We start from the raw sequence: 26,009 nt of genomic DNA, 5'->3' as shown, positions 1-26,009 counted from the left end.
TTTCAGAATAATCTATAAATGTGAACCCCGTTATTAACCAGTCTTCAATGTATTTTTAATGCCATCAGTTCAGTAATTGCTTTGCATGCTCAATTGCGGAATCGGACATATTGATGCCTCCCAACATTTGTGCAATCTCCACTATACGTTCATCTTGGTTCAAGCGTTTTAATTGAGTTTGGGTGACGTCATCCACATCTTCCTTAAAAACTTTATAATGCGTATCCCCTTTGGCCGCAATTTGTGGCAAATGGGTGATAGTAAACACCTGCATGGTCTTGCTCATCTGTTGCATAATAGAGGCCATTTTATTGGAAATCTCTCCGGAAACACCCGTATCAATTTCATCAAACATTATTGTTGGCAACTGGGTATAATTTGTCAGAATTGATTTTATAGCCAACATAATTCGGGATAACTCACCTCCTGAAGCTGCTTTTTTAAGTTCATTGAATTGCCCTCCCTTATTGGCAGAAAACAAAAATTTTAAATCATCTTTACCATTATTTAGAAACGTATTTGATGGGACCAGTTCCACTTTAAATCTTGCATTTGGCATGCCTAAGATGGATAGAAGTTCTTCCAGTTGTCCGATCAAACCTGGGATTGCTTTTATTCTATTCTCGCTAACTTTTACAGCAAGGGCATTGAGTTCGTTTTCAAGACTTGATACTTCCGATTCCTTTTGAGCAATTACACTGTCTAAATTTTCTGTAATTGAAACTTTTTCACTCAGCGCATCACGAATCTGAATCAGTTCAGAAATATCAGATGTGGTATGCTTTTGCATCAAGTTATGTAAAACCTGCAACTTTAGATTAACCGTATTTAAACGGTTTGGATCGGCCTCCAAGGACTCCTGTAACTCTTCTATAACTGTAAATACATCATCAAGTTCAATGACACAGCTCGTAATCCTTTCAAAAACGGAATTATAATTTGCTGAAAAATCTGCCAATTTTGAGAGTTGATTTTTTGCTTCGGTCAAATGCGGGATTACACCAATTTCCTGACTGTTTAACAATTCATGAGTTGCGGCAAGTCGCTCACTTATTTCTTCTATATTATTGAGCGTTTCGTATTCTTCTTCGAGCAATTCCATTTCTCCATCAACCAAATTGGCCTCTTCCAATTCTTTCAACAGAAATAAATTGTAATCAAGCTCTTTGGCCGCTTCTATTTTTTGGTTCTGAAGATTTTTAAATTCGTATTTTAAAGCTTTGTATTTGCCTAATTGTAAGCTGTAATTTTGAAGTAAATTTCCGTTTCCTGCCAAGGCATCAATGACCTGAAACTGAAAATTATCATTGGTCAATTGTAAGGTTTGATGCTGTGAATGAATGTCTAAAAGCTTTTCGCCTAAAGCTTGTAAACTATCTAAGTTGACTGGGGTATCATTTATAAACGCTCTCGATTTTCCTGAAGGTAAAATTTCTCTCCGGATGATGGTTTGCGGCTCATAATCCAAATCCTCTGCTTTAAAAAGCCCCTTGAGCTTATAATTGGCAATATCAAAAGTGGCTTCAATAATGCACTTTTTTGAAGGATTCTTAACACTACTCAGATCTGCTCTTTTACCTAGAATAAGAGAGAGGCCTCCTAATAGGATAGATTTCCCCGCACCTGTTTCTCCTGTAATAATGGTCAGGCCGCTGTTGAAATCAACCTGAAGGCTATCAATTAAAGCATAGTTTTTTATAGAAAGTGTGGTGAGCATTTTTGGGTATCGTGTTATGGTTTTGGATTCAAAGTTCTGGGTTTATGGTAGCACTTTGATGTCAATTGTAGTTTGAGTCTCAAGCTTTTTCAAAAACTGATTTCACGCCATTTGGAGGCATGTGTAGGGGCAACTCTATTAAGCACATCTTTGATTTCAGTGATATTTACTTTTGGTCCTCCACTAAAAATATCAAGAATCTCATTGGCCTTGGCGTCGAAGAAAACCCGCATTAAAAACGAATTTGGTCTTCTGTTGTTCATCGTCCTTAAATCTTCAAAAACATCGGCAATGGCCTCTTTACCTTGCTTGTTATTATTGGCCATAACATCCAGACCATCCCGATGGTAGTGGTACAGCACTGTCCGAAATTCCGAGAAAGTTTGCGATAAGATGTTGTCTATTAGCACAAAACGGGATTGTTGCCCATCTTCCAATTTCCATCCCTTGAAGTTACCTTGTTGGGAATAATTGGTGATGGTCTGTGCTTGTTGATAGTATGGGTCGCCACCATTCAATTCAAACGTATCTGCATCCAAACCTAAGATCATGAACACATGGTAGGTTAAAACCGACACTAGATTGGATTCAAATTGATTGGCATTATAGACTAAGTTCTCAAATTCGAGATATCTAAAACTGAAGTGCTTGTCGTTAAAATTATAGATCGGCGTACTATAGGTAGAATTAAAAACAGGTCTCGACGATTGTACTTGAATGGTTGCCTGAAATACGTCACTATTATAGTTACTGACGTTAATGATCATACTACAGTCAATACGCTCCTGAGGTTTATAACTTTTATTGGTCCATTGTGTATTATTCACAAATTCATTGAGCTGCCGTTCCAAAGTCTTAAAAACCTGCACGTTTTCTTGTCCTGTCTGTTGCGCATTAACCACCACATTACAATTCAACTCTTGAGCAACCCCAACCGTAGTAAAGGAAACCAGCAATATGATAAGCAATTTACGCATGGATTTGTTTTATAATTTGATTCATTAAATCGACCGCTACTTCTTCTTTGGACTTTAAATCGTGCTGAATGATCTCTTGGTCTTTGGTTATAAAAGTAACCTTATTGGTGGAACCTCCAAAGCCAGCACCTTTGTCTTTTAACGAATTTAATACAATTATATTTAAATTCTTCGCTTTTAATTTTCCTTTTGCATTTTCCAATTCATTGTCGGTTTCCAATGCAAAACCTACCAGAAACTGATTGGTTTTAATCGTGCCAAGTGATGCCAAAATATCTTTTGTTTTCTCGAGCTCAATTGAAAACGCAGGATCTTTCTTTTTTATCTTAGTGTCTGAAACGTTTTTCGGTGTATAATCGGCAACGGCAGCAGAAAGAATTGCAATGTCAACAGTCTCAAAATGGCTATGTACGGCGTCATACATTTGTGCGGCACTGACAACATCTATCACTTTAATAAGTGCGTTTGAAACCGTTTGATGGGTTGGTCCGGAAATCAAAATGACCTCAGCACCATAATTGGCTGCGGCCTTCGCTATTTCAAAACCCATTTTACCACTGGAATGGTTCCCGATAAAACGAACAGGATCAATAGCCTCATAAGTTGGTCCTGCAGTAATCAGGATTTTTTTGCCATACAGTGGCAAGTTGCCAATAATATTATTTTCAATAAAAGAAACAATGTCTTCTGGCTCTGCCATGCGGCCCTCCCCCACTAATCCGCTAGCTAGTTCACCGCTCGTGGCAGGAATCATAATATTTCCGTAGCCCTTTAAAATATTAAAAGAGTTTAAAGTGCTTTGATGTTTATACATATCCAAATCCATTGCAGGTGCAAAATAAACAGGGCATTTAGCTGAAAGATAAGTTGCCATCAACAGATTATCACACACGCCATTGGCCATTTTTGCCATGGTATTTGCTGTTGCAGGTGCAATGATAAAAAAATCGGCCCATAAACCAAGTTCAACGTGGTTGGTCCACATGGCATTCTCCTGCATGTTTGCAGGCAGATCATCATCGTCATTGACAAATGACGAATGCACAGGGTTTTTGGATAAGGTTGAGAGTGTTAAAGGTGTAATGAAGTCTTTAGAAGCAGGCGTCATCACGACCTTTACCTGAGCGCCTGCTTTAATAAATAACCTAACAAGGTTAGCTGTTTTATAAGCAGCAATACCAGCAGTAATGCCCACAAGTATTTTTTTGCCGCTTAAAATTGACATAATAATTATGCTTCTTTAATATCGTCTTCAGTATTTCTGAAATAAATTTTATCGTCTAACCACTCCTGAACTGCAAGTGCATGCGGCTTTGGTAGTCGTTCGTAAAATTTAGACACTTCAATTTGCTCTTTGTTTTCAAAGATCTCTTCAAGACTGTCATTATAAGTCGCAAATTCTTCAAGTTTATCAACCAGTTCTCTACGGATGTCTGTGTTGATTTGTTCAGCTCTTCTCGAAATAACCGAGATAGCCTCGTAGATGTTTCCTGTTGGCTCATCAATCTCATTTCGGTTGTAAGTAATGGTACTTACTGGAGCGTCGGTCTTTTTCAAATTCATCATTTCTATATAATTAACTTTTTATACTATAGTGTTGAATTGCAGTTTGCAATTCGTTGATCATTTCTTCAGCCTCAGAGTTAAATTCAGATTCTGGATAGGCTTTGTGAAATGCATTGTAATATTTGATGGCGGTGTTTAAACGATCTTCACGCTTATACTCCACACTATTAATCCCTAATTTATATGCAGAATCAAACCTGTAATACATGGCCTCTTCCCTAAAGGTGGTTCCTGGATAATCTAAAAGAAAATTATCAAAAGCCTTAATTGAAGCTTCGTAATCCGCAGATTCAAAATTTGCAATCTTATTGTAAAGCTTCGCTATTTCAAAAGCCTTACGTTCTAATTTATAATCCAATTCCTGAATTAGTTTATTTGCTTGGGGCAAATACTCCGACTCTGGATACTTGTTAATAAACATTTGAAGTTTCTCTATGGCAGTAACTGTTTCAATTTGTTCCTTACTATAAACTGGAGACAATTCATAGAAACTCTTAGCACTTAAAAACAACGCCTCTTCAGCTTTTTCACTCTTTGGATACTGGCTTTCAAAACGTTCAAACTGATAACCTGCCAAATAATAATCTCTCATCTCATAATACGTATTGGCATACATATACATCAACTTTTCTGCTTGAGGCTTCCCTCTATACTGCGGTACAATTTGAGCAAACAACTTATTGGCCTTACTATATTTACCAGCATCATAAAGCTCTGTTCCCATTTTGAATTTTGTAGCAATGTCTTCAGACTTTAACGCCTTTTGATATTCACTACAAGAAGACAGGACTACAGTGAGCAATAAAGTGTAAAAAATATTTTTCATCCAAGAGTGGTTCTTCTTCGTGTTTTTTAATGGTAATGTCTGATTAAATATAGTCATAGATCATGTTAGGTTTAACGGTACATCGACATTTTTAAACAGAATGCAAAAATACACATTTATAACGTATTATAAAATAAAAATTTCAAGCTAAAATAAGTGTTGAAATTAGGCTACGAAGACGTTTAAGTAAAATTTAACGTTTACTGTTTATTTGAGGAGCGCCACACTTTTTTTAATTTTCTCTTTTAACCCGTCTGATGCTACAACCAACGGGAGTCTCACTGTATCCTGCGCCAAACCAAGAGCTTCATAAACCGCTTTAATTCCTGCCGGATTGTTTTCCATAAAAATCTGTGCGGTAACATCCATTAATTTATAATGCAATTGATAGGCCTCCTTAGCTTTCCCTTCCAACCCGAGACGGATCATTTTAGAAAAATCTTTAGGCACGGCTTGTCCTAATACTGAAATCACTCCAGCTCCGCCTGCCAAAACCACACCAAGAGCTAAATCATCATCGCCTGAAATTATTAAAAAATCGTCGGGTTTGTCTTTCAACAATTGCAAATACTGTCCAACGCTATTCCCTGCTTCCTTGATGCCGATAATATTCTTACAATCATTGGCAAGTCGCAATGTGGTTGCAGGTAGCATGTTTGAAGCCGTCCGTCCCGGTACATTATAAAGAATGATAGGTTTTGGGGAAGCTTCAGCAACAGCTTTAAAATGCTGATATATCCCTTCTTGGGTTGGCTTGGTATAATAAGGCGATACTGATAAAATAGCATCAATATCCGATAAGTCCGTCGAATTTATTTCTTCAATTATTTCCGCAGTATGGTTGCCACCAATACCCAAAACCAGTGGTAACCTGCCATTGTTGGCCCTTTTTATGGTTGTAATGACCTCTTTTTTTTCCTGTTTTGTTAGTGTTGCAGTTTCTGCAGTGGTACCACATATCACCAAATACTCTGTTCCGTTGTCAATATTGTAATTAACAATAGTAGCGAGAGCGTTATGATCAATACTTAAATCAGTTTTGAACGGGGTGATCAAGGCCACACCTGTTCCAAAAAATGTTGTCATTATATTTTATTTAATATGGTTAGATATTTTTTAAGTTCTGCTTTAAAGACTTCCAAATCTGTGATTCCAACGTCCAAGATAAAATCAAACAAGCGATCGTCAACGCCTGTTAATCCTATTTTAAAATTCGCCTTTGAGAGCGCAGTAACCATTTTCAGTTCGATAGCATCGTTTTTATAAAAACCTAAAAGCGCATCAAATTCAGTATCCAAAAACATTTGCAGCTCAGAGTGTTTTACTTTTCCTCTCCAACCAAAATCTTTTTTAGTAAAATAATTACCCCACAAACGCTCTGTTTTCTTCACATCATCAACAAAAACAACCACTTTAATCTTTGGCAATTGGATTCCCAAATCGTGGAAAAAATCTTTGAATACTTCAGCATCAGAAAACTCACTGGCATCAATAACCACACCTACAGATTCTATTTTTTTATCACTAATGGCAGTGCTTTTAGAACTTAAGAGCTTATCAATAAACTTTTGGTCAGATTTTCCTCTAAATGCCTTTAAAATCATTTACTTTTGTTTTGGCAAAGGTAGTAAACACAATACATTTAACTATTAACATTTTAGAAGTTATTCGATGAATTTTAAAAATCTGTTTCTAATTTTAGGGCTATTGCTGGCCATGTCCTGCAAAACGCAAAAGGATGTTTCCAAAATTGAAGGTAAAAACATTAATATCAATGATAGCCTGCAATCGATAACAAGCATCGAAAACTTCATCAAGCCCTACAGAGAAAACATCAATAGGGATTTGGACAGTATTTTGGCCTACTCGGTGGATACCTACTCCAAATCGGATGGACATTTAAATACCGCCATTGGCAATTTAATGGCAGACGTGATTTATGAAGAAGCGGATCCAGTATTTTTTAAAAGAACTGGAGCACATATTGACTTTGTGCTTATGAACCACGGCGGTATCAGATCCATCATTTCAAAAGGTCCAATATCCAAACGGACGGCTTTTGAATTGATGCCTTTTGAAAACTCCATTGTTGTTTCAAAATTACCGGGTGCCAACGTGAAAGAATTATTAGATTACTTAGCCAAAGCTAAACGTGCCCATCCCATTTCCAAATTAAAAATAGTATTGGACAAAGACGGCTATCTGGCAGAAAGTTCTGTAAATCAAGTCCCAATCGATTTTAATAAAACCTATTATGTGGCCACCAACGACTATCTTATCAATGGGGGTGATGGCATGGATTTTTTTAAAGGTAGCGAAGCGGTTTACGTATTGGATTATAAAATAAGAAATGCTCTTATTGATTATTTTATGAAAACAGATACCATCAACCCTGTCGCTGATGATCGATTTATTCAGTTAACAGATTAACGATCATACCTGTTTAAATTCAAGTTTTTAAAATTATTAAATAAACATTCTGAAGTTTTCAATCCCCGTGGGAATTATTAATGGTGAACAGAATGTAATCATTTAAAAAACAAACTAACACATGAAAAGAAGAGAATTCATTCAACAAACAACGGCTGCTACAGCTTTGGTGGGCCTGGGCGGATTTGGACTTCAGTCGTTCTCAAGCAGTCCCAAAAAGATTACCATTTTGCATACCAACGATGTGCACAGTCATATTGATCCGTTTGGCCCACAAGATGGCAGGAACCCAAATCAAGGTGGTGTTGCCAGAAGAGCGAGCTTGATTGAAGGAATTAGAGCTGAAAATCCGAACACTTTACTATTGGATGCAGGGGATATTTTTCAAGGAACGCCCTATTTTAATTACTATGGCGGCGAGCTTGAATTTAAACTCATGAGCATGCTCAAATACGATGCCGCAACCATCGGAAATCATGATTTTGACAATGGTCTTGAAGGATTATACGCGCAATTGCCACACGCCAAATTCGATTTTGTAAGTGCCAATTATGACTTTTCAAACACCATCATGGACACGCATACCAAACCTTATAAAATATTTATAAAAAACGGAATTAAAATTGGAGTTTTTGGTTTGGGCATTCAACTAGCGGGATTGGTGGATAAGAACATGTACAAAGAAACAGTTTATCTCAACCCGGTTGAGATTGCGCAAGACATGTCGCGGATATTAAAGGAAAATGAGAAATGCGATTTAATTATTTGCTTGTCACATTTAGGCTATAACTACCGCAACAATTCTGAAAAACCAAGCGACCTCTCTTTAGCTGCTGCTACCAAAGATATTGATTTAATCATTGGTGGTCACACCCATACCTTTTTGAAAAAACCTACAGTTGTAAAAAACAGCATCGACAAGAATGTGTTGGTGAATCAGGTAGGTTGCTTCGGAATTAATCTTGGTAAAATCGATTTTTACTTTGATAGCGCCAAAAACAAATCGTCAGAAGGCGTTTCTATCTTGGTTTAAGATTGAACAGACATCCGACTGGTTGACGAAATCGGCTTATATACCTTTCTTCGAACACCACTAACAGCACTTTCTCTATAATTAAAAACGTATACACACGATAAAACAAGGCCTATGCTCTGGAATATTTTTTGAACGCCTTCAAACAACCAGAAATGAATATAGGATGTCGTGATAAAACTTAATATATCAGAAAAAACAAAGCAGCATACCACCATTAAGAATATAATGGACTGAGCAGACTCCTTGCTCAAATAAATAGCGAATGCCAAAAATGCCATCACTAAAAGCGCAACTCCTTTACTCATGGTTAAGGTGAAGCTTAAAATATCATAAAAATTACTTTTTAATGCTGTAAACGTGAGCAATACAATGTAAGTGCTGACAGCAAAAACTATGACTAAATACCATAACACAAGCCTATCAAATTTTATGGTTTTTAGCTTCCTTATCATCACAATAATTAGCAATAGATAAGCTATTGTATAACACGACTCTGACAATTTGGAAGAAAGACTGGAAGGATCGACGATGTTTAAGGTTATCCCAAAAAAATAGATGGTAAAAATGGTGTAAAATATCGCTGGCATAACTCTTTTCTTGTAAAAGTAAAGCATTAGCAATAGCGGAATAATAGCTAAGATCAATGTTTTGGTCAATAGAAAAAAACCAAAATAAGCACAGATAAGGTTGAGCGAAATAATGAGAGTCAACAATATGGTTATTGCCCAGTTTGGGGATAAGGCATGCCATCTTTTCATAGTAATTCAGTATAAGTAGGTTCGGCAAATATAAGAAAAAAAATAACTTTAATCCTTGATTCCGTGCAGTTCGTCGAGTTTTTTGTTAAAATTGATCAGATTTTTTTTCATAAGCTTGAAAAAGGGCCAGTATCTGAAACAACTCACGTATCAGTATTGTTGAACGTATAGCAACCTGTAGTGAAAACAGATTTTTCATATCCAAAGAATAGATTGGGCTGGACTCAACGTAAGAAACGTGATTGGCAAGAATATGAAGCGTTTGGAAAGCGTGTTAAGAACTTTACGATGCATTAAGGTATAGCTTCCGGGATGTAAAAGCTCTTCAATATATCTGAATTTTAGAAACCAATACTTAATTCATTCTTATGATCTCTATTTACAACATATTTTAAGTTGAAAATTAACGGATTTAAAAATATTTTTTGAAAGCAGATAGCTTACGAAATAAAATCAAAGACCAATACTTGCATTTAAAAGACTTTTGACTGGGCTTTAACTGATAAGCGCTATGATCTCATTTTCAGATGCATTCAAGAATGAACTCGACAAAATAAACATTTATCTACTGCGTTTTATTGAATAATTCTAAAATAGTTTATTGAATAAACCAGCTTGAAGCCGATCTATGATATAAAATCTATTCCAGCAGGCTCATATTCATTGCATCGCTCAAGTTTAAGTCAATAAGTTCGGATATAAGGCTGCTTCTTGGGGCTCATAAGATAGGCGAGATTGTAAATAGAAAAACACAAAAGCAAGCACAAGGAATAGCGAGCAAAATACATTGAGCACATTGTCATTTGAAACGTAAAAATAGGCCAATTGTATCACCTCTGAGAAAAATATAAAAATAGAGCCAAGTAGAAGGTTAATGGCTTTTTTGTCATTTTTATCGATGTAATTTATTAATGCCACTGTCAACAAAATCATAATGATAGAGTTATAAATGAGCTCTACATAATACTCATTATAATTTAACCGTTCAATAGTTGTATTTGTAACAACGATTACACAAAACACATCGAGAATGACTAAAATAAGAAGGTGAAATGGTAGTTTCTTTACAATGTTGACTACATTCATGGAACTTAAGATCTGAACCGTCAATAATGAATATGATAAAATATACATGGAATTCCCAATAAAGTACAAATAATCAATCTCAGTATCTGGCACAAGAGGCACCAACCAACCAATGAAGTTTAATATTTCTGCGATCAAAAAAGTGATTAAAAACAAAATAAAGTAGAGGCGTTTATTTTTAACTCTAACATAATACAACAAGGTTAAAAACAATATTAATAACGTTCTTATTCCTGCAGCTTCAACTTCCATTTCAGAAATTTGAAAGCCTAAAAACACTACTGATAACGCTATTAAAACACCGATTAGAATTTTTGATACACTCATATTAAGACATCACTTGATCATACAAACATAAGAAATTTAGACAACTACACGAGTAAAAGCGAATTAAATCGATAATATGTTTTTATTTGTAAGAATTTTAGCTCAACAATGTTTTGAAATCATATTCTGTAATTATGGGGATCTCCAATTGTTCTGCTTTTGTTCTTTTACTTGGGCCCATATTATTCCCAGCAATGACATAACTTGTTTTTTTAGAAATAGAACTGGATACCTTTCCTCCATTATCCGTAATCATTTTTTTCAGTTCGTCTCTAGACACGGATTCAAAAACTCCGGAAACGACAAATGTGGAACCATCAAGTTTGTTGGTTTGATTCGCGAGTTTTTCAGCAGAAATCTCCAATTGCACCCCATGATTTTTTAACCGATCAATCATGTTTTGATTTTCCTCAGATTTAAAAAATGCGACCACACTTTCGGCAATTCGCGTTCCGATTTCATCAACTGTCACTAAATCCATCGTCGTTGCCAGTGCTAATTTATCGATACTTTTATAATGGGTGGCCAATTTTCTCGCCACAGTCTCACCTACAAACCGGATGCCAAGGGCAAACAAAACACGTTCAAAAGGCACCTTTTTGGAAACCTCAATACCATTTATTAAATTGTCTGTACTTTTTTCCGCCATACGCTCCAAATTAATCACTTCTTCTTTTTTTAGTGTGTATAAATCTGAATAGTCACTAATAAGATTCTCTTTTACCAACAAGGCAACAGTTTCGCCACCCAAGCCTTCAATATCCATAGCTTTTCTTGATATGAAATGTTGGATACGACCAATAATTTGTGGCTGACAGCCATTATAGTTCGGACAGTAATGTTGTGCCTCTCCTTCGGTCCGTACGAGTTCAGTTCCGCATTCAGGACAGTGTTTGATATAATGTGTGGGTTGGGAGTCTGCCGGCCGCTTTGATAAATCTACCGCAATAATTTTTGGAATGATTTCACCACCTTTCTCAACAAAAACAGTATCCCCTTCCCGAATGTCCAATTTTTCAATTTGGTCGGCATTATGTAATGAAGCGCGTTTAACCGTGGTTCCCGCCAATTCTACAGGTTCTAAGTTAGCTACCGGTGTAATGGCTCCAGTTCGTCCTACCTGATAGGTTATCTCATTCAGGAGTGTTGACACCTGCTCAGCTTTAAACTTATAAGCAATGGCCCAACGTGGCGATTTTGATGTGTAACCCAGTTCTTCCTGTTGATGCAAATCGTTAACCTTTACTACAACACCATCGGTCTCATAAGGCAAATCATGTCTGTGCACATTCCAATAATCTATAAATTCCAACACCTCCGATGTAGAGTTTGCCAAGGTAGCTGCATCAGGCACCTTAAAGCCCCAGGCACGCGCTTTTTCTAAACTTTCAAATTGCGTACTTAAATTTAAATTATTCCCTGTAATATTATACAATAAACATTCCAATGGACGTCTTGCCACCTCAGCACTATCTTGAAGTTTTAAACTACCAGAAGCCGTATTTCTCGGATTTCTATAGGGCTCCTCTCCCATTTCAATACGCTCTTCATTCATTTTCATGAAACCTTCAAAAGGCAGCACAATTTCTCCTCTAATGTCAAACCGTGGTGGATAATCTCCTTTTAACCGCAATGGCACTGAACGGATGGTCTTTATATTGGCCGTAACATCATCACCTTGTACGCCATCGCCACGGGTTATAGCTTTTAACAGCGTTCCATTTTCATAGGTCAGGCTAATGGATGCCCCATCATATTTCAATTCACATACATATTGAACCTCACCATCAATCATTTTCTTGACCCGTGTTTCCCAGTCCAGCAGATCCTCTTTAGAATAGGAGTTATCCAAAGAATACATACGGTAGTCATGAACCACCGTCTCAAAATTCTTTGTAATTGCGCCTCCAACACGTTGGGTTGGGGAAAACGCATCCGCAAATTCCGGATGTGCATCTTCCAACGTTTGTAATTCTTTTAATTTCATGTCAAAATCATAGTCGCTGACCGTAGGTTGATCAAGGACATAATAATTATAATTATGCTCATTGAGTTCGTCACGAAGCTTTGTTATTTGCTGCTGAATATCCATGGAGTTAATTAAGAGGTAAATTGTCTTTTTTGAGTTATCTTTGAGGCCTCTAATATACTAAAATGCAAATCAAGAAAACAGCCGTACTTATAGTTTTTATCACATTCTTATACAATTGCGAATCGCCAATCCCTGAAAATCAAAAGCCACAAATTATTCCAATGCCGATGCTTACTGAAAGCACCCAAGGGGAATTTGTTTTGGACAATTCCACAGGCTTGTCGTTTGATGATAATTTTAAAATTTCTGCTACTTTTTTAAAGGAATTTATCGAAAATGGCAGTGCAATTCAGCTACAACAGAACAATAAAATACGTTTTATTCAAGACAATGCCATTGCAAATGATGAAGGCTATCAATTGAACGTTTCACCAAAGCAAATTGAAATTAGGGCAAAAACCGATCAAGGCGCTTTTTATGCGGTACAGTCTTTACGGCAACTACTGCCTGCCAACTTTGAAAATGGCAGTTTCACTTCAAAAAGCACTGCTATCCCGTGTATAATAATAAACGATGCACCACAATTTCAACATCGGGGTATGCATCTGGATGTTGGTCGTCATTTCTTTTCGGTAGATTTCATCAAAAAATACATTGACGCTTTGGCCATGCTCAAAATGAACACGTTTCATTGGCATTTGACAGAAGATCAAGGTTGGCGCATTGAGATTAAAAAATATCCAAAACTACAAGAGATAGCCGCTTTCCGGGACCAAACGCTCATTGGCAGCTACGACCCTGATCAGCAAGCATTTGATGGCAAGCGCTACGGTGGTTTTTACACCCAAGAGGAAATCAAAGATGTGGTGGCCTATGCTCAAACTCGACATGTGACCATTATTCCTGAAATTGAGATGCCAGGACATGCCCAAGCGGCCATTGCAGCTTACCCTGAATTGGGGTGTACGGGTGAGCAGGTTAAAGTAGCCGAAACATGGGGTGTTTTTGACCATATCTTCTGCTCTAAAGATGAAACCTTTGAGTTTTTGGAAAATGTTTTAGATGAAGTTTTAGAACTCTTCCCGAGCAAGTATATTCACATTGGAGGTGATGAGGCACCAAAAACACATTGGGAAAAGTGCCCTAATTGCCAACAACGTATTAAAGAGGAAGGCTTGAAAGATGAGCATGAACTTCAGAATTATTTTATCACAAGAATAGAAAAATATCTTAATAGTAAAGGCCGACAAATTATTGGTTGGGACGAAATCTTGGAAGGTGGGTTGGCACCAAACGCCACCGTTATGTCATGGCGTGGTACAGATGGCGCTATTGAAGCGGCCAAGCAACACCATAATGTTATTATGTCGCCAACGTCTCACTGTTATTTTGACTATAAACAGTCGGATAACGAAGGTGAACCTTTGGCCAACAGTGGCGGGTTTTTGCCTTTAGAAAAAGTTTATGATTTCAATCCTATCCCAGAGGAACTTTCTGGAGAAGAATCCAAATACGTTTTGGGCGGTCAAGGCAATGTGTGGACGGAATATATCCCTAACGAAAAACAGGTGGAGTATATGGTATTCCCAAGAATTCTTGCCATGACTGAAGTGTTATGGACCTCTACGGAAAATAAAGATTACGCCGATTTTGCAGCACGAGTAGAAAACTTCCATCAACGCCTGGATGCCCTGGATATTAATTATGCCAACCATTTGTATGAAGTGGAGGGCGAGGTCGTACCTGCAGGCTACCAACTTAAATCTATCCTTGACAATAAAACCATCCGCTATTCAATTGACGGCACCGAGCCGAACGGCACTTCGGAAGTTTATTCTGGCGCCATTCCAATCGACAAAGACCTCAATATAAAAGCAGCTGTTTTTGACAACGATAAAAAGTTGGGCGCAACATTTACCCAACCTATCAACTACCACAAAGCTCTTGGAAAAAAGATCAGGATTAATGCTCAACCAAGCAAAACTTATGCAGGCAGTGGCATTGATGGATTGATAAATGGTATTACGGGAAGCGACACCCGAGTAAATGATAAAGAATGGCTTGGTTTTGACGGAATAGATTTAGAAATCACTATTGATTTAGGTGAAGAAATGACCATCAGTTCAATTGAAACACGATTTTACGAGGCCCCTTGGATGTGGATCTATGCGCCAAAGGTCATAGAATATAAGTTCGATGAGCATGGCACCGGTTCTAAGGTCGAAATCCCAGAGAGTCAAGACACCCATGCCAATATTAAGATTGACCTGAATGCAACCACGCGTTATATTTATTTGAGAATTCCTAATTCCGGATTGATTCCAGAAGGCAAGTCAGGGGCAGGACATAAACCGTGGACGTTTATTGATGAAATAATAATAAATTAAAATTCGATCTGACAGTTTTGATAGCTATCGGAGCAGTCAAATCTTAAAAAAACAACTATGACTTTAGAAATTTGTGCCTCCAATTATCAATCAGCAGTAAATGCCCAAAATGCTGGAGCACATCGGATTGAATTATGTTCAGAATTGGCAGTTGGTGGCGTTACACCTTCTTACGGCTTGATCAAACAGGTTATGGAAAACCTAAGGATTCCGGTTTTTGTGCTCATCCGACCAAGAAGCGGCAATTTCACTTATTCTGATACAGAATTTGAAATTATGAAACAGGATATTAAAATCTGTAAAGAATTGGGCTGCAAAGGTATTGTGTCAGGTGTCCTAAATCAGGACAATACCATTAATATTGATCGGACACAAGAACTGATAGAGCTCTCGAGGCCGTTACCATTTACATTCCATCGTGCGTTTGATCGGACACCGAATCCTTTTGACGCTTTAAATACATTAATGAAACTTAAAGTGGATAGAATCTTGACATCAGGTCAGGCTATTTCGGCAGAAAAAGGCATCCTAATATTAAACCAATTACATCAATTGGCAGACGGCGCATTGACCATACTTCCTGGATCTGGCATAAACCCAAAAAACATCTTAATATTTAAAGGCGCGGGATTCAAAGAAGCACATTGCTCGGCTGTTTTATCACCAGAAATCCAGACAAAATCGGCTATTCCTTTAAATACCCCAAAATTCTTAAATGAGGGAAAGGAAATGGCATCCAACCAAGAAGTCATTGAAGCAATGCTTCAACTGATTAAAGGTTGACTTATATCCTTATATTTTTATTATAACCAAAACTTAAGACCTCCAAGTACCGGAAATCATCCGATCATTGCCAAAAATATCCTTTTTAAGTTCAATTTCATTAAAATCAGAATCTTCAAGCAACTGAATCATTTCATTTCCTAAATATTGATTGATTTCAAAGAGAAGTTGTCCATTATTTTTTAGATGTGCCTTTGCAAACTCTACAATTGATTTATAAAAAATAAGTGGATCCTCATTCTCTACATATAAGGCCAAGTCCGGCTCATGCCGTAATACGTTTTCGCTCATCTGGGATTTTTCCAAATTCCTAACATACGGCGGATTAGATACGATAATATCAAATTCAATATTTTCAAATTCCAAATTCCAATTCAAAATATCTAATTCCATAAACTCTACATCCACCTTGTTTAGTTTCGCATTAGTCTTGGCCACTGTCAATGCTTTTTTACTAATATCTACTGCACGCACAGTGGCGTAAGGTGTGTTTTTGGCTAAAGAAATCGCAATACATCCGGTTCCGGTTCCAATATCAAGAATTGACAGATTTTCAGGTTTAGAGCTTGAAATTTTCACCGCCCACTGCACCAACTCTTCAGTTTCTGGCCTTGGAATCAACGTACTTTCAGTAACCTTAAATGGCAAACCGTAGAACTCGGTAGACCCAATTATATATTGAATCGGCTCTTGATTTTTAAGTCTTGTAATGGCATTGTTAAATTTTTGTATTTTCTTTCCTGAAATAGGTGCATACAGATTTAAGCTAACTTCCACGCGTTTCATTTTCAAAAAACAATCTGCCAATAAATTGAAAAAAGATTGGATTTCCGTTTCTGGATAGTCCCCTTTCAGCGATGAATAAAAGTGCTCACGCAATGTTTTTAATAGCATTATAACGATTTTAGCATCCAAACATTACACGAATAATGTCCTGTATCTCCCAATGGTCCCTCCAAAGGCCGAAATCCAGATTTGGCATAAAGTTTTGTGGCAGCTTTCATATAAGGCAAGGTTTCCAAATAGCATTTTTCGAAACCAAACGCCCTGGCTTTTTCCAAGCATACTTCCATCAGCCTAGTTCCAAGACCCTTTCCTCTTGCCTTTGGTAAAAAATACATTTTCTGCAATTCACAAATTAGGTCGTCACAATTTTCCAATTGAGCTATCCCTGCACCTCCAATAATTTTTCCATGCTCCTCAATAACGAAATAAGTGGCATTATTCTTACTATAGGTGGCCGTCATTTCATCAAGAGCTTTATCGGCGTATGCCGTTCCAACTTTAGGAACCCCCATTTCAATCAAAACCGCACGAATAACCTTTGCCACCTGGGCATCATCTTCCGTTTTAATTTCTCTGATCAAGATAGCGGCTTTGCTCACGATAATATGTTATTTTTGTCCCGATAATTATCGGGATGAAGATACATGAAAAATATATAAAACGCTGTATTCAAATTGGCAAAAACGGACTTGGAAACACTGCCCCAAATCCTATGGTTGGGTGTGTTATTGTACATGACCATAAGATTATAGGTGAAGGTTTTACAAGTCCGTACGGGGGACCACATGCCGAAGTAAATGCCATTAATAACGTAAAAAAAACACATTTACTTCCCGAATCGACACTTTACGTCACCTTAGAACCCTGTTCCCATTATGGAAAAACACCGCCGTGTTCAGATGCTATAATCAAATCAAAAATTCCTAAGATTGTTATTGGCACTATGGACACACACCATGCAGTTGCTGGGAAAGGAATTCAAAAACTAAAAACATTTGGATGCGAAGTTGTTGTAGGTGTTTTGGAAGAAGAAGTCAAAGCACATCATAAGCGTTTTTTTACATTTCATAATAAAAAACGCCCCTATATCATATTAAAATGGGCAGAAACTGCTGATGGCTTCATTGCTCCCACCACAAGAGACGAACAAAAACCAGTTTGGATCACTAATAAGTTATCACGGCAATTGGTGCATAAATGGCGTGCCCAAGAACAAGCTATTTTAGTTGGAACTCGTACGGTCATTGAGGACAATCCGAGTTTAACCACGAGAGATTGGTACGGTAAAAATCCGATTCGGGTAGTGCTCAACAAAAACAATCGACTACCTCAAGAGGTTGCAATTTTAGATGGTAAGGCAACAACAATCTTAATAAGCTTGGCAAACAAAACTCAAAACGCGGAAACTCATGACCAAATGGAGTTAACTCACCAATCAGCAATGACTGAATTTATAAATTGGGATTTAAAAGATAAAATTGCCCACCAAATTTGTTCAACTCTTTATAAGCATGATATTAATTCCGTGATTATTGAAGGAGGGCGCCAAACACTTCAAACCTTTATTGATGAGAACCTATGGGATGAAGCACGAGTTTTCAAAGGCGCACTAAATTTTTCCAGCGGTACAAAAGCACCCCATTTTTCAGGAAGATTACTTTCAGAAGAAAAGATCATCAACGATACTTTAAAATTTTACAACAATGATTAAAAATATAATATTTGATTTTGGAGATGTATTCATCAATCTTGATAAAAAAGGCGCGATGTCAAAAGCTCTTGAACTGTTCGAAATGGATGAACTCTCTGATGAGATACACGCCATAAATACGCTATATGAGCAAGGCCTCATGAGTACTGATGAGTTCCTGGAATTTTATATGGATAATTTCCCAAACCATGACAGAGATACGCTTTTAGATTCTTGGAATTTTATCTTAAGGGGCTTCCCATTACACAGGTTAGAGTTTTTAGAAGCTTTGGCGGCTGATAAAAAGTACAAATTGATTTTATTGAGCAACACCAATGATCTGCATATCAATTGGGTAAAAGAGAATATTAATTTCTACGAAGAATTTAAGTCACATTTTGACGCATTTTATCTATCACATGAAATTCAGTTAAGAAAGCCAAACGCCAATATTTTTGAATTCGTCTTAAATGAGAACAATATAAAAGCAGAAGAATCCATATTTATTGATGATACGGAAGAAAATATCATTGCCGCGTCTAAATTAGGGTTCCACACGTGGCATATCAACCCAGAAACTGACGACATCAGCACGTTACTGTCAACCAAAAAAGAATTGTTTTGATTTACCTTATTCTCAGTGTAACGGCATCAATATGCATTTTTGTCGTTTTTAAGTTACTGAAGAAATTAAAGGTCAACACCTTTCAAACGATCGTCATCAATTATGGCATTGCTTTTGGTTTTGGGATTTTAAGTGTTCAAAAACCGATTACCATTCATAGCATATTAAATTCTGATTGGTTCTTGGGCAGTATTATTGTAGGTGCCCTATTTATCGGACTTTTTACCATGATGGCATGGACGGCGCAGAAAAACGGGCTTTCTGTAGCTTCTGTGGCTTCAAAAATGAGCGTTATCATTCCTATTATTTTTGGAGTAATTCTATTTCATGAAAGTATTGCGTATCAAAAAATTATCGGGATTGTTTTAGCTTTTATGGCTGTATATTTAGTTTCAGCAAAATCAAAAACCACGATCAATTTCAAGAAAAATCTGATGCTACCATTAGCGCTATTTTTAGGCTCAGGACTCAGTGACACGTATATCAATTATTTGCAGCAAACGTCCATTTCCGATGAAGATATACCATTATTCTCGGCTTGTGTATTCGGATTTGCTGGAATAATCGGAATGCTCATTATAAGTGTAAAAAGAATGCACAATCAATTGCAATGGGATCCAAGAAGTATTCCCGGTGGTGTCATCTTAGGCCTTGCCAATTATGCATCCTTATATTATATCATTAAAGCACTGCAATCACCAAACATGGAAAGTTCCACTTTTTTCACCCTAAACAACGTCGCTATCGTCATGATCTCTACGCTAATTGGTCTTTGGTTTTTTAAAGAGCATTTAACCAAGCGGAATTGGACAGGAATAGGATTGGCTCTTATTGCCATTTATTTAGTAACTTTTGCATGACATGATAGAAAAAGACACCTATAAAACCCTAACCAAACCTTCTACGGAAATTTTATTTAAAGAAAAAAACAGCAAGTTCTTTGGGTATGCATTCCCCGTCAAAACAGAAGATGATGTCAAAACTCATCTTGAAGATTTAAAAAAACAGCACCATTCTGCCAGACATTGGTGTTATGCTTATCAATTGGGGGTTAAAGAAAATCAACACCAATTTAGAGTCAACGATGATGGAGAGCCAAACAACAGTGCAGGCATGCCAATATATGGCCAAATCCAATCGTTTGAGGTGACCAATGTATTAATTGTAGTGGTCAGGTATTTTGGAGGTGTAAAATTGGGAGTTGGTGGACTTATAACCGCATACAAAACAGCCGCTCAAATGGCTTTGGAACATTCAAAAATCGTCACAAAAACCATAAATCAGGAAATAGAACTCAAATTTGAGTATAAAGACATGAATAAAGTGATGCGGGTTATCAAAGAAAAAAATTTAAAAATAGTGCGACAATCTTTAGAATTGACCTGCACCATCGTTCTTTCTGTCAGATTAAAAAAAATAAAAACTGTTTTAACGGCTTTTGAACCAATTTTCGATGTGCAATTAAAAATTTTGGACGATTAATTCCGCAGTTTGTCTAAAAGATATTTTGGACATTTTGTAGGTCTTTTCCTATTTACATCCATAAACACCAATTCCGTATTTCCATGGGTTAAAATTTCTCCCGATTCATTCGTGATTTCGTAATTAAATTCTATACTCGCGGACGGCAATTTTACCAACTGAGTCTTTACTTTAATGAGGTCATCGTAATGCGCTGGCTTTTTGTATTTTACACTTAGACTAATGACCGGTAGCATGAGGCCCTCCTCCTCCATGCTTTTGTAGGAAATTCCGAAATTTCGCAACCACTCAACTCTTCCAACCTCAAAGTATTGGGCATAATTTCCGTAATAGACTATCCCCATTTGGTCGGTTTCAGCGTAACGTACTCTAAGTTCAATTTCGTGGTAATATAAAGGATTTGACATCTTTGTTTGGTTTATTTTTTGTATTTTCATCGCGGATTAAACATGGGGATTTAATTCTGAATATTCAATAGCTTTTGATTTTTTTTTTCAGAAATTTGTTCACATATTTGTCTCAGAAATTATTCAAGAGAATACACGAATTTCTCTTTTTTTTGCTAATCTGACTAACAACAAAAAATTAACTAATTACAATGGAGGTAACTGCGCAATCGGTTTGGAAAAATTGTTTATCTTTTATAAAAGACAACATCCAACCCCAAGCATACAAAACTTGGTTTGAACCTATTACAGCAGTAAAGCTTACTGACAATGCTCTAAGCATACAAGTACCCAGTAAATTCTTTTATGAATGGTTAGAAGAGCATTATGTCAAAATCCTTAAAGTAGCCTTAAACAAAGAACTTGGTGATCGGGCAAAATTGGTATATGTCATTAAGATGGAAAACACTTATGGCAACAAACAACCTTTTACTGAAAAAATACCAAGCTCCAATAGAAGTGCGGTTAAATCTCAAGATGTTGATATTCCGCTAAAGAATAAAAATCCAGAACTGAAAAACCCATTTATTATTCCTGGAATTAGAAACGTAAAAATTGAGTCACAACTCAATCCAAATTACAATTTTGAAAACTTCCTTGAAGGCGACTCCAATCGTTTAGCAAGAAATGCAGGTTTGGCGGTTGCGAATAAACCTGGCGGAACGTCTTTTAACCCGCTATTGATTTTTGGGGGCGTTGGTCTTGGTAAAACCCATTTGGCACATGCCATTGGAATAGACATTAAAGACAAATATCCTGAAAAAACAGTACTGTATATTTCTGCTGAAAAATTCACACAACAGTACATTGATTCGGTTAAAAAGAACAATAGGAATGATTTTATTCACTTCTATCAAATCATTGATGTTTTAATTATTGATGATGTTCAATTCCTATCAGGAAAAACAGGTACTCAAGATGTATTCTTTCATATTTTCAACCACTTGCACCAAAACGGAAAGCAGGTTATCTTAACGAGTGACAAAGCTCCTGTGGACATGCAAGACATAGAACAACGTTTGTTGTCTAGGTTTAAGTGGGGACTTTCTGCCGAACTGCAAAGTCCAGATTTTGAAACCAGAGTTTCTATCCTAAAAAATAAATTGTATCGAGATGGTGTCGAAATGCCTGATGATATTGTTGATTATGTCGCTAAACATATAAAAACCAATGTCAGAGAGTTAGAAGGCGCCATAATCTCTTTAATTGCACAATCCTCATTCAATAAAAAAGAAATTACAATAAGCCTTGCTAAGGAAATTGTTGAGAAGTTTGTTAAAAACACCAAACGGGAAGTTTCCATCGATTATATTCAAAAAGTTGTTTCTGACTACTTTCAAATGGATGTTGACACCTTACAATCAAAAACACGAAAAAGACATATTGTGCAAGCGAGACAATTGGCCATGTTTTTCGCTAAAAAATATACGAAAGCATCTCTTGCAAGCATTGGTTCACAAATTGGCAAACGCGACCATGCAACTGTTCTTCATGCATGTAAAACTGTTGACAATCTCTCTTCAACTGATAAACAATTCAGAAAATATGTTGAGGACATTGCCAAAAAGTTAGCACTCTAAGACCCATATCCAAATTGAATTCTCTGTACTTACCATCCTAATCTTGAGTTAAAAACAGTCCAACGGCCTTGAGCAATTTGACGACTTCATTACTTTCATTTATCTTTCGTATAATAACTAACATAAAAATCGAATTATTATGACAAGGATTTTAATGGTTTGCTTAGGAAATATTTGCAGATCACCATTAGCGCATGGCATTTTGGAATCGAAACTGCCAGCTGATTCGTTTAAAATAGATTCTGCCGGAACAGCAGATTACCATATTGGCAAATCTCCTGACCATCGTTCCATTGCTATAGCTAAAGAGAAGGGTATCGACATTTCCGGCCAACAGTGCAGACAATTTGTGGTTTCAGATTTCGACAATTTCGATATCATTTATGTCATGGATCAATCTAACTATGACAATGTGGTTAAATTGGCAAGAAATACTGAGGATATTGCCAAGGTAAAGCTGATTCTAAAGGATGCACAATCAGCTAAGATCTTAGAAGTTCCAGACCCGTATTGGGGGAGTACACAAGATTTTGAAGAGGTTTTTATGTTATTGGATGAGGCTTGTGAGAAAATTTCCTACAATTTAAGCATGTAACACTATTAAAATTTTTTATTTTTTTGTAGCTTAGGCTAATTTTTAACAAAATCACTAAGACCATGAAAAAAAAATTACTTTTATTAGCCCTGATATTGAGCATGGGAAGCTTTGCACAAGAGATTGAAATAGAATTGTTTGCATCAGGTATTTCGAACCCAGTCAACATAAAGAATGCGGGCGACTCGCGTTTATTCGTTCTCGAGCGTGCTGGTCTTATTAAAATTATAAACGAGAATGGCTCCGTAAACGACACACCGTTTTTAGACATTAGCGATAGAGTTAGCGACGGAGGCGATGAGCGTGGGCTATTAGGTTTAGCATTTCATCCTAATTACGCCTCCAATGGTTATTTTTATGTCAATTATGTCAATAATGATTTAGAAACTATTATTGCAAGATTTACGAGAAATGAGAGCGATATTGATCTCGCAGATGCTGATACCGAATTTAATATTATGACTATCAAACAGCCTCATGTAAATCATAATGGTGGAGAAATGGTTTTTGACGGCAACGGGTATCTTCTTATATCTCTTGGTGATGGTGGTATTTCTGATGACAGAGACAACAATTCCCAGAACCTGGAAACATTATTGGGTAAACTTTTGAGAATAGATATCAACGATCCTCAAAACGGAAAAAACTACAATATCCCTAATAGCAATCCTTATGTCGATAATCCAAATGCGCGTAACGAAATTTGGGCCTCTGGTCTTAGAAACCCTTGGAAGTTTTCAATCGACAGAACCACAAATGAGATTTGGCTTACCGATGTGGGCGAACAGCTTTTTGAAGAAATCAATAAAGTGCCAGAATCAGAAGCTGGCGTTAACTACGGGTGGCGATGTTATGAAGGAAACACCCCATTCAACCTCAACAATTGTCCGGATGAGAGCACATTAACCTTTCCAATTGCCGAATATTCACACGAAAATAGCGGCGTTTTTAAATGTTCAATTACGGGAGGCTATCGTTATAGAGGTACTGCACAACCAAACTTTTCTGGCATTTATTTCTTTGCCGATTTTTGCAGTTCTGAGATTGGAATGCTCATAGAAGATAATGGCAATTGGACAATGTCATTTTCCGAAGCATTTAATGGTAATAACTGGAGCACTTTTGGTGAGGATATTAATGGTGAGTTATATATAGCTGATATCAGTTCAGGCTCAATTTATAAGATTAAGGACGCCACGTTAAGTATAAAAGAGGCTACTTTTTCGCAGATCAAACTCTTTCCAAATCCTGTAAACGATGAGTTAACAATAGATTTTGGAACATCAAATAACGAATCTCCCAAGATTTCCGTCTACAACATTCACGGACAACAGATGAAGACAACAATCAGCTTCAAGAATAATTCATCAAGAATTTCAACTAAAAACATGGCTACAGGCTTGTATGTTATAGAGATCAATTATAGCAATGGTCAAAAAACAACTCGAAAATTCGTTAAAAATTAATGAAAAGTACCATCGGTAAGCTATACTTGATTCCCACGAACTTAGGAGATGATCCTGTTTGGGATGTTTTGCCCGCATCAATAGAAGCGGTAATAGATATAATAGATGACTATATCGTAGAAAATGAAAAATCTGCTAGGCGTTTCATTAAAAAAATACACCCAAAAAAATCACAACAATCACTCCAGTTACAAGTCCTCAATAAATTTACTGAAAGCGCTGAGAAACTTTCATTTTTAAACGCTTGTAAAGAAGGAAAATCAATAGGCCTGCTTTCTGAAGCGGGGTGCCCAGCAATTGCAGACCCTGGATCTGACATCGTACAACTGGCTCATCAACAAAACATTCAAGTTGTACCATTGGTTGGACCATCTTCCATAATAATGGCCTTAATGGGGTCTGGCATGAACGGACAAAGCTTTGCATTTAATGGTTATTTACCCATTGGTAAAAACGAACGGAAAGCGGAAATAAAGCGGTTGGAGAAATTATCCTATGATCAAAACCAAAGTCAATTGTTTATTGAAACTCCTTATCGGAATAACAAGATGTTAGAGGATTTATGTACCACCCTGAATGCGCAGACTCGGGTATGTGTCGCTTGTGACCTTACCCTATCTTCAGAATACATAAAAACTTTTACCGCTAACGAGTGGAAACAAATTAATGTAAATTTGCATAAACGTCCCGCGATATTCATCATCCACAAAGACTAACTACAAATTGGCTTTTGCCTTTTGGTTTGGTTTTATAAAAGAAGTGTCGTAGCCAGAAAATCGCTTCATATAATAAGAAATGGAAGTTCCATAAGCATCAGAAAGATTGTATCCTCCGCGACTTCTTAAAAACTTCTTTACACTGCCTGGCCCAGCCAAATGGGCTGCTGCAAGAATCCCCGATTCAGTGATGGTCGTGCCGTGAATTTCTGTCCCCACAAAACGTGCAATATCTTTTCTCAAGATCCATTTATTACGCGCCGAATTGGCCAAAAATGCTTTTTCTTGCAATTCTGGTGTGTACAAGAAATATTCAGGATTATAAACTCCAAGGAGCTTTAAGGTCTCCGCTCCAAATTGATACTTACCCAAATAACCCAAATCATTAACCGTAAAGTAGTTCCCCCGCGATTCTTTAAAAGCCAATGCTTCTTTAAAGCCTAAGTAAGACTTACCTAAATATGGGAAAAACTTATTGTAATTTGTCTGGTGAGATGTTTCTTCAAAAGTTGCGGAAAGTGCGATATCCTCGGAAACTGTATAATTTAATTCTAATCCTTCTGTAGAAAAATTGGTCATATCTACAGTTGTTTTTGGAAAAAGTGTCGTGGCTAAAATGACACAGATTGCAAAAGGGATAACAAAATAATTAGTGATCTTTTTTAACATAATTCCTAATCTTTGTAAAGCCTTTTTAT

General features: G+C 36.9%; 26 protein-coding genes. 12 read left to right on the top strand and 14 right to left on the bottom strand.

What is annotated here, in order from left to right; translation table 11 throughout:
* Positions 1-64 precede the first annotated feature (64 nt).
* The 7 genes from recN to H3Z82_RS00185 form a co-directional block, all read right to left on the bottom strand.
* Positions 65-1,717, bottom strand: a complete 1,653-nt coding sequence (gene recN, locus H3Z82_RS00215; protein ID WP_182201866.1) for a DNA repair protein RecN — start codon at positions 1,715-1,717, stop codon at positions 65-67.
* An 89-nt stretch (positions 1,718-1,806) separates the two neighbouring features.
* Entirely contained in the window at positions 1,807-2,694 is an 888-nt protein-coding gene (porD, locus tag H3Z82_RS00210) for a type IX secretion system protein PorD (RefSeq protein WP_182201865.1), read from the bottom strand.
* Positions 2,687-3,919, bottom strand: a complete 1,233-nt coding sequence (gene coaBC / locus H3Z82_RS00205; RefSeq protein ID WP_182201864.1) for a bifunctional phosphopantothenoylcysteine decarboxylase/phosphopantothenate--cysteine ligase CoaBC — start codon at positions 3,917-3,919, stop codon at positions 2,687-2,689. Before coaBC ends, porD begins: the two co-directional genes overlap by 8 nt.
* A gap of 5 nt (positions 3,920-3,924) precedes the next feature.
* Entirely contained in the window at positions 3,925-4,257 is a 333-nt protein-coding gene (locus H3Z82_RS00200; protein WP_182202250.1) for a DNA-directed RNA polymerase subunit omega, read from the bottom strand.
* 13 nt (positions 4,258-4,270) lie between these two features.
* The gene (locus H3Z82_RS00195) at positions 4,271-5,086 is read right to left on the bottom strand and encodes an outer membrane protein assembly factor BamD (protein WP_182201863.1); all 816 of its coding nucleotides are present in this window, start codon (positions 5,084-5,086) and stop codon (positions 4,271-4,273) included.
* Positions 5,087-5,293: 207 nt separating this feature from the next.
* The gene (gene dapA / locus H3Z82_RS00190) at positions 5,294-6,172 is read right to left on the bottom strand and encodes a 4-hydroxy-tetrahydrodipicolinate synthase (protein ID WP_182201862.1); all 879 of its coding nucleotides are present in this window, start codon (positions 6,170-6,172) and stop codon (positions 5,294-5,296) included.
* Positions 6,172-6,690 (bottom strand): DUF6913 domain-containing protein, encoded by a 519-nt coding sequence (locus tag H3Z82_RS00185; RefSeq protein ID WP_182201861.1) that lies wholly within the window; start codon positions 6,688-6,690, stop codon positions 6,172-6,174. Before H3Z82_RS00185 ends, dapA begins: the two co-directional genes overlap by 1 nt.
* A 67-nt stretch (positions 6,691-6,757) precedes the next feature.
* On the opposite strand from H3Z82_RS00185, the gene H3Z82_RS00180 reads away from it, so the two are divergent.
* Both H3Z82_RS00180 and H3Z82_RS00175 read left to right on the top strand, forming a co-directional pair.
* Positions 6,758-7,516 carry a 5'-nucleotidase C-terminal domain-containing protein gene (locus H3Z82_RS00180; protein ID WP_182201860.1) on the top strand — a complete coding sequence of 253 codons (759 nt, stop codon included), beginning with the start codon at positions 6,758-6,760 and terminating at the stop codon, positions 7,514-7,516.
* A gap of 121 nt (positions 7,517-7,637) precedes the next feature.
* Positions 7,638-8,549 (top strand): bifunctional metallophosphatase/5'-nucleotidase, encoded by a 912-nt coding sequence (locus tag H3Z82_RS00175; RefSeq protein WP_182201859.1) that lies wholly within the window; start codon positions 7,638-7,640, stop codon positions 8,547-8,549.
* Here H3Z82_RS00175 and H3Z82_RS00170 read toward each other — a convergent pair.
* The 3 genes from H3Z82_RS00170 to ligA form a co-directional block, all read right to left on the bottom strand.
* Positions 8,546-9,310, bottom strand: a complete 765-nt coding sequence (locus tag H3Z82_RS00170) for a hypothetical protein (protein ID WP_182201858.1) — start codon at positions 9,308-9,310, stop codon at positions 8,546-8,548. The two genes, H3Z82_RS00175 and H3Z82_RS00170, sit on opposite strands and share 4 nt — an antisense overlap.
* A 678-nt stretch (positions 9,311-9,988) precedes the next feature.
* On the bottom strand, positions 9,989-10,723 hold the full coding sequence (locus H3Z82_RS00165) for a hypothetical protein (protein ID WP_182201857.1): 735 nt from the start codon (positions 10,721-10,723) through the stop codon (positions 9,989-9,991).
* A 97-nt stretch (positions 10,724-10,820) separates the two neighbouring features.
* The gene (ligA, locus tag H3Z82_RS00160; RefSeq protein ID WP_182201856.1) at positions 10,821-12,815 is read right to left on the bottom strand and encodes an NAD-dependent DNA ligase LigA; all 1,995 of its coding nucleotides are present in this window, start codon (positions 12,813-12,815) and stop codon (positions 10,821-10,823) included.
* Between the two features lie 62 nt (positions 12,816-12,877).
* Here ligA and H3Z82_RS00155 point away from each other — a divergent pair, with 62 nt between their 5' ends.
* Complete coding sequence (locus H3Z82_RS00155; RefSeq protein WP_182201855.1) at positions 12,878-15,142, top strand: beta-N-acetylhexosaminidase; 2,265 nt, start codon at positions 12,878-12,880, stop codon at positions 15,140-15,142.
* Between the two features lie 57 nt (positions 15,143-15,199).
* Positions 15,200-15,925, top strand: coding sequence for a copper homeostasis protein CutC (locus H3Z82_RS00150; RefSeq protein ID WP_182201854.1), 726 nt, complete (start codon positions 15,200-15,202; stop codon positions 15,923-15,925).
* Positions 15,926-15,958: 33 nt separating this feature from the next.
* Here H3Z82_RS00150 and prmC read toward each other — a convergent pair whose 3' ends face one another.
* Both prmC and H3Z82_RS00140 read right to left on the bottom strand, forming a co-directional pair.
* On the bottom strand, positions 15,959-16,819 hold the full coding sequence (prmC, locus tag H3Z82_RS00145; RefSeq protein ID WP_182201853.1) for a peptide chain release factor N(5)-glutamine methyltransferase: 861 nt from the start codon (positions 16,817-16,819) through the stop codon (positions 15,959-15,961).
* Positions 16,819-17,310 (bottom strand): GNAT family N-acetyltransferase, encoded by a 492-nt coding sequence (locus H3Z82_RS00140; RefSeq protein ID WP_317172378.1) that lies wholly within the window; start codon positions 17,308-17,310, stop codon positions 16,819-16,821. Before H3Z82_RS00140 ends, prmC begins: the two co-directional genes overlap by 1 nt.
* Positions 17,311-17,345: 35 nt before the next feature.
* On the opposite strand from H3Z82_RS00140, the gene ribD reads away from it, so the two are divergent.
* Genes ribD through H3Z82_RS00120 form a run of 4 tightly spaced genes read left to right on the top strand, consistent with a single transcriptional unit; the run spans position 17,346 to position 20,508 of the window.
* Complete coding sequence (gene ribD / locus H3Z82_RS00135; protein WP_182201852.1) at positions 17,346-18,422, top strand: bifunctional diaminohydroxyphosphoribosylaminopyrimidine deaminase/5-amino-6-(5-phosphoribosylamino)uracil reductase RibD; 1,077 nt, start codon at positions 17,346-17,348, stop codon at positions 18,420-18,422.
* On the top strand, positions 18,415-19,026 hold the full coding sequence (locus tag H3Z82_RS00130) for an HAD family hydrolase (protein WP_182201851.1): 612 nt from the start codon (positions 18,415-18,417) through the stop codon (positions 19,024-19,026). Before ribD ends, H3Z82_RS00130 begins: the two co-directional genes overlap by 8 nt.
* Positions 19,023-19,886 carry a GRP family sugar transporter gene (locus H3Z82_RS00125; RefSeq protein ID WP_182201850.1) on the top strand — a complete coding sequence of 288 codons (864 nt, stop codon included), beginning with the start codon at positions 19,023-19,025 and terminating at the stop codon, positions 19,884-19,886. The genes H3Z82_RS00130 and H3Z82_RS00125 overlap by 4 nt, the downstream gene beginning before the upstream one ends.
* A gap of 1 nt (position 19,887) precedes the next feature.
* Entirely contained in the window at positions 19,888-20,508 is a 621-nt protein-coding gene (locus H3Z82_RS00120) for an IMPACT family protein (RefSeq protein ID WP_182201849.1), read from the top strand.
* On the opposite strand, the gene H3Z82_RS00115 is transcribed toward H3Z82_RS00120, so the two are convergent.
* Positions 20,505-20,915: an acyl-CoA thioesterase gene (locus H3Z82_RS00115; RefSeq protein ID WP_182201848.1), complete on the bottom strand. Its 411-nt coding sequence runs from the start codon at positions 20,913-20,915 to the stop codon at positions 20,505-20,507. The two genes, H3Z82_RS00120 and H3Z82_RS00115, sit on opposite strands and share 4 nt — an antisense overlap.
* 191 nt (positions 20,916-21,106) lie before the next feature.
* Here H3Z82_RS00115 and dnaA point away from each other — a divergent pair, with 191 nt between their 5' ends.
* The 4 genes from dnaA (at position 21,107) to H3Z82_RS00095 (ending at position 25,311) form a co-directional block, all read left to right on the top strand.
* Positions 21,107-22,534 (top strand): chromosomal replication initiator protein DnaA, encoded by a 1,428-nt coding sequence (gene dnaA / locus H3Z82_RS00110; RefSeq protein WP_182201847.1) that lies wholly within the window; start codon positions 21,107-21,109, stop codon positions 22,532-22,534.
* Between the two features lie 139 nt (positions 22,535-22,673).
* Positions 22,674-23,129 (top strand): low molecular weight protein-tyrosine-phosphatase, encoded by a 456-nt coding sequence (locus H3Z82_RS00105; RefSeq protein WP_182201846.1) that lies wholly within the window; start codon positions 22,674-22,676, stop codon positions 23,127-23,129.
* Positions 23,130-23,191: 62 nt separating this feature from the next.
* The gene (locus tag H3Z82_RS00100) at positions 23,192-24,595 is read left to right on the top strand and encodes a PQQ-dependent sugar dehydrogenase (RefSeq protein WP_182201845.1); all 1,404 of its coding nucleotides are present in this window, start codon (positions 23,192-23,194) and stop codon (positions 24,593-24,595) included.
* Positions 24,595-25,311 carry an SAM-dependent methyltransferase gene (locus H3Z82_RS00095; protein ID WP_182201844.1) on the top strand — a complete coding sequence of 239 codons (717 nt, stop codon included), beginning with the start codon at positions 24,595-24,597 and terminating at the stop codon, positions 25,309-25,311. Before H3Z82_RS00100 ends, H3Z82_RS00095 begins: the two co-directional genes overlap by 1 nt.
* Here H3Z82_RS00095 and H3Z82_RS00090 read toward each other — a convergent pair whose 3' ends face one another.
* Positions 25,312-25,980, bottom strand: coding sequence for a peptidoglycan-binding protein LysM (locus H3Z82_RS00090; protein ID WP_182201843.1), 669 nt, complete (start codon positions 25,978-25,980; stop codon positions 25,312-25,314). It lies immediately after the preceding gene.
* Positions 25,981-26,009 lie beyond the last annotated feature (29 nt).

It is taken from the genome of Gelidibacter maritimus, from assembly GCF_014062315.1.
Taxonomy (GTDB): domain Bacteria; phylum Bacteroidota; class Bacteroidia; order Flavobacteriales; family Flavobacteriaceae; genus Gelidibacter; species Gelidibacter maritimus.
The sequence above is the reverse complement of the archived record's forward strand: the minus strand, read 5'-3'. Positions and strand labels throughout refer to the sequence as shown.

Bases quoted from the DNA above. Each gene is read 5' to 3' on its own strand.
- ligA (WP_182201856.1), bottom strand. From the start codon at position 12,815: ATGGATATTCAGCAGCAAATAACAAAGCTTCGTGACGAACTCAATGAG.
- H3Z82_RS00120 (WP_182201849.1), top strand. From the start codon at position 19,888: ATGATAGAAAAAGACACCTATAAAACCCTAACCAAACCTTCTACGGAA.
- porD (WP_182201865.1), bottom strand. From the start codon at position 2,694: ATGCGTAAATTGCTTATCATATTGCTGGTTTCCTTTACTACGGTTGGG.
- recN (WP_182201866.1), bottom strand. From the start codon at position 1,717: ATGCTCACCACACTTTCTATAAAAAACTATGCTTTAATTGATAGCCTT.
- H3Z82_RS00185 (WP_182201861.1), bottom strand. From the start codon at position 6,690: ATGATTTTAAAGGCATTTAGAGGAAAATCTGACCAAAAGTTTATTGAT.
- H3Z82_RS00130 (WP_182201851.1), top strand. From the start codon at position 18,415: ATGATTAAAAATATAATATTTGATTTTGGAGATGTATTCATCAATCTT.
- H3Z82_RS00115 (WP_182201848.1), bottom strand. From the start codon at position 20,915: ATGTCAAATCCTTTATATTACCACGAAATTGAACTTAGAGTACGTTAC.
- H3Z82_RS00175 (WP_182201859.1), top strand. From the start codon at position 7,638: ATGAAAAGAAGAGAATTCATTCAACAAACAACGGCTGCTACAGCTTTG.
- H3Z82_RS00105 (WP_182201846.1), top strand. From the start codon at position 22,674: ATGACAAGGATTTTAATGGTTTGCTTAGGAAATATTTGCAGATCACCA.
- H3Z82_RS00150 (WP_182201854.1), top strand. From the start codon at position 15,200: ATGACTTTAGAAATTTGTGCCTCCAATTATCAATCAGCAGTAAATGCC.
- H3Z82_RS00165 (WP_182201857.1), bottom strand. From the start codon at position 10,723: ATGAGTGTATCAAAAATTCTAATCGGTGTTTTAATAGCGTTATCAGTA.
- ribD (WP_182201852.1), top strand. From the start codon at position 17,346: ATGAAGATACATGAAAAATATATAAAACGCTGTATTCAAATTGGCAAA.
- H3Z82_RS00195 (WP_182201863.1), bottom strand. From the start codon at position 5,086: ATGAAAAATATTTTTTACACTTTATTGCTCACTGTAGTCCTGTCTTCT.
- dnaA (WP_182201847.1), top strand. From the start codon at position 21,107: ATGGAGGTAACTGCGCAATCGGTTTGGAAAAATTGTTTATCTTTTATA.
- H3Z82_RS00100 (WP_182201845.1), top strand. From the start codon at position 23,192: ATGAAAAAAAAATTACTTTTATTAGCCCTGATATTGAGCATGGGAAGC.
- coaBC (WP_182201864.1), bottom strand. From the start codon at position 3,919: ATGTCAATTTTAAGCGGCAAAAAAATACTTGTGGGCATTACTGCTGGT.
- H3Z82_RS00155 (WP_182201855.1), top strand. From the start codon at position 12,878: ATGCAAATCAAGAAAACAGCCGTACTTATAGTTTTTATCACATTCTTA.
- H3Z82_RS00180 (WP_182201860.1), top strand. From the start codon at position 6,758: ATGAATTTTAAAAATCTGTTTCTAATTTTAGGGCTATTGCTGGCCATG.
- H3Z82_RS00170 (WP_182201858.1), bottom strand. From the start codon at position 9,310: ATGAAAAGATGGCATGCCTTATCCCCAAACTGGGCAATAACCATATTG.
- H3Z82_RS00090 (WP_182201843.1), bottom strand. From the start codon at position 25,980: ATGTTAAAAAAGATCACTAATTATTTTGTTATCCCTTTTGCAATCTGT.
- prmC (WP_182201853.1), bottom strand. From the start codon at position 16,819: ATGCTATTAAAAACATTGCGTGAGCACTTTTATTCATCGCTGAAAGGG.
- dapA (WP_182201862.1), bottom strand. From the start codon at position 6,172: ATGACAACATTTTTTGGAACAGGTGTGGCCTTGATCACCCCGTTCAAA.
- H3Z82_RS00200 (WP_182202250.1), bottom strand. From the start codon at position 4,257: ATGAATTTGAAAAAGACCGACGCTCCAGTAAGTACCATTACTTACAAC.
- H3Z82_RS00095 (WP_182201844.1), top strand. From the start codon at position 24,595: ATGAAAAGTACCATCGGTAAGCTATACTTGATTCCCACGAACTTAGGA.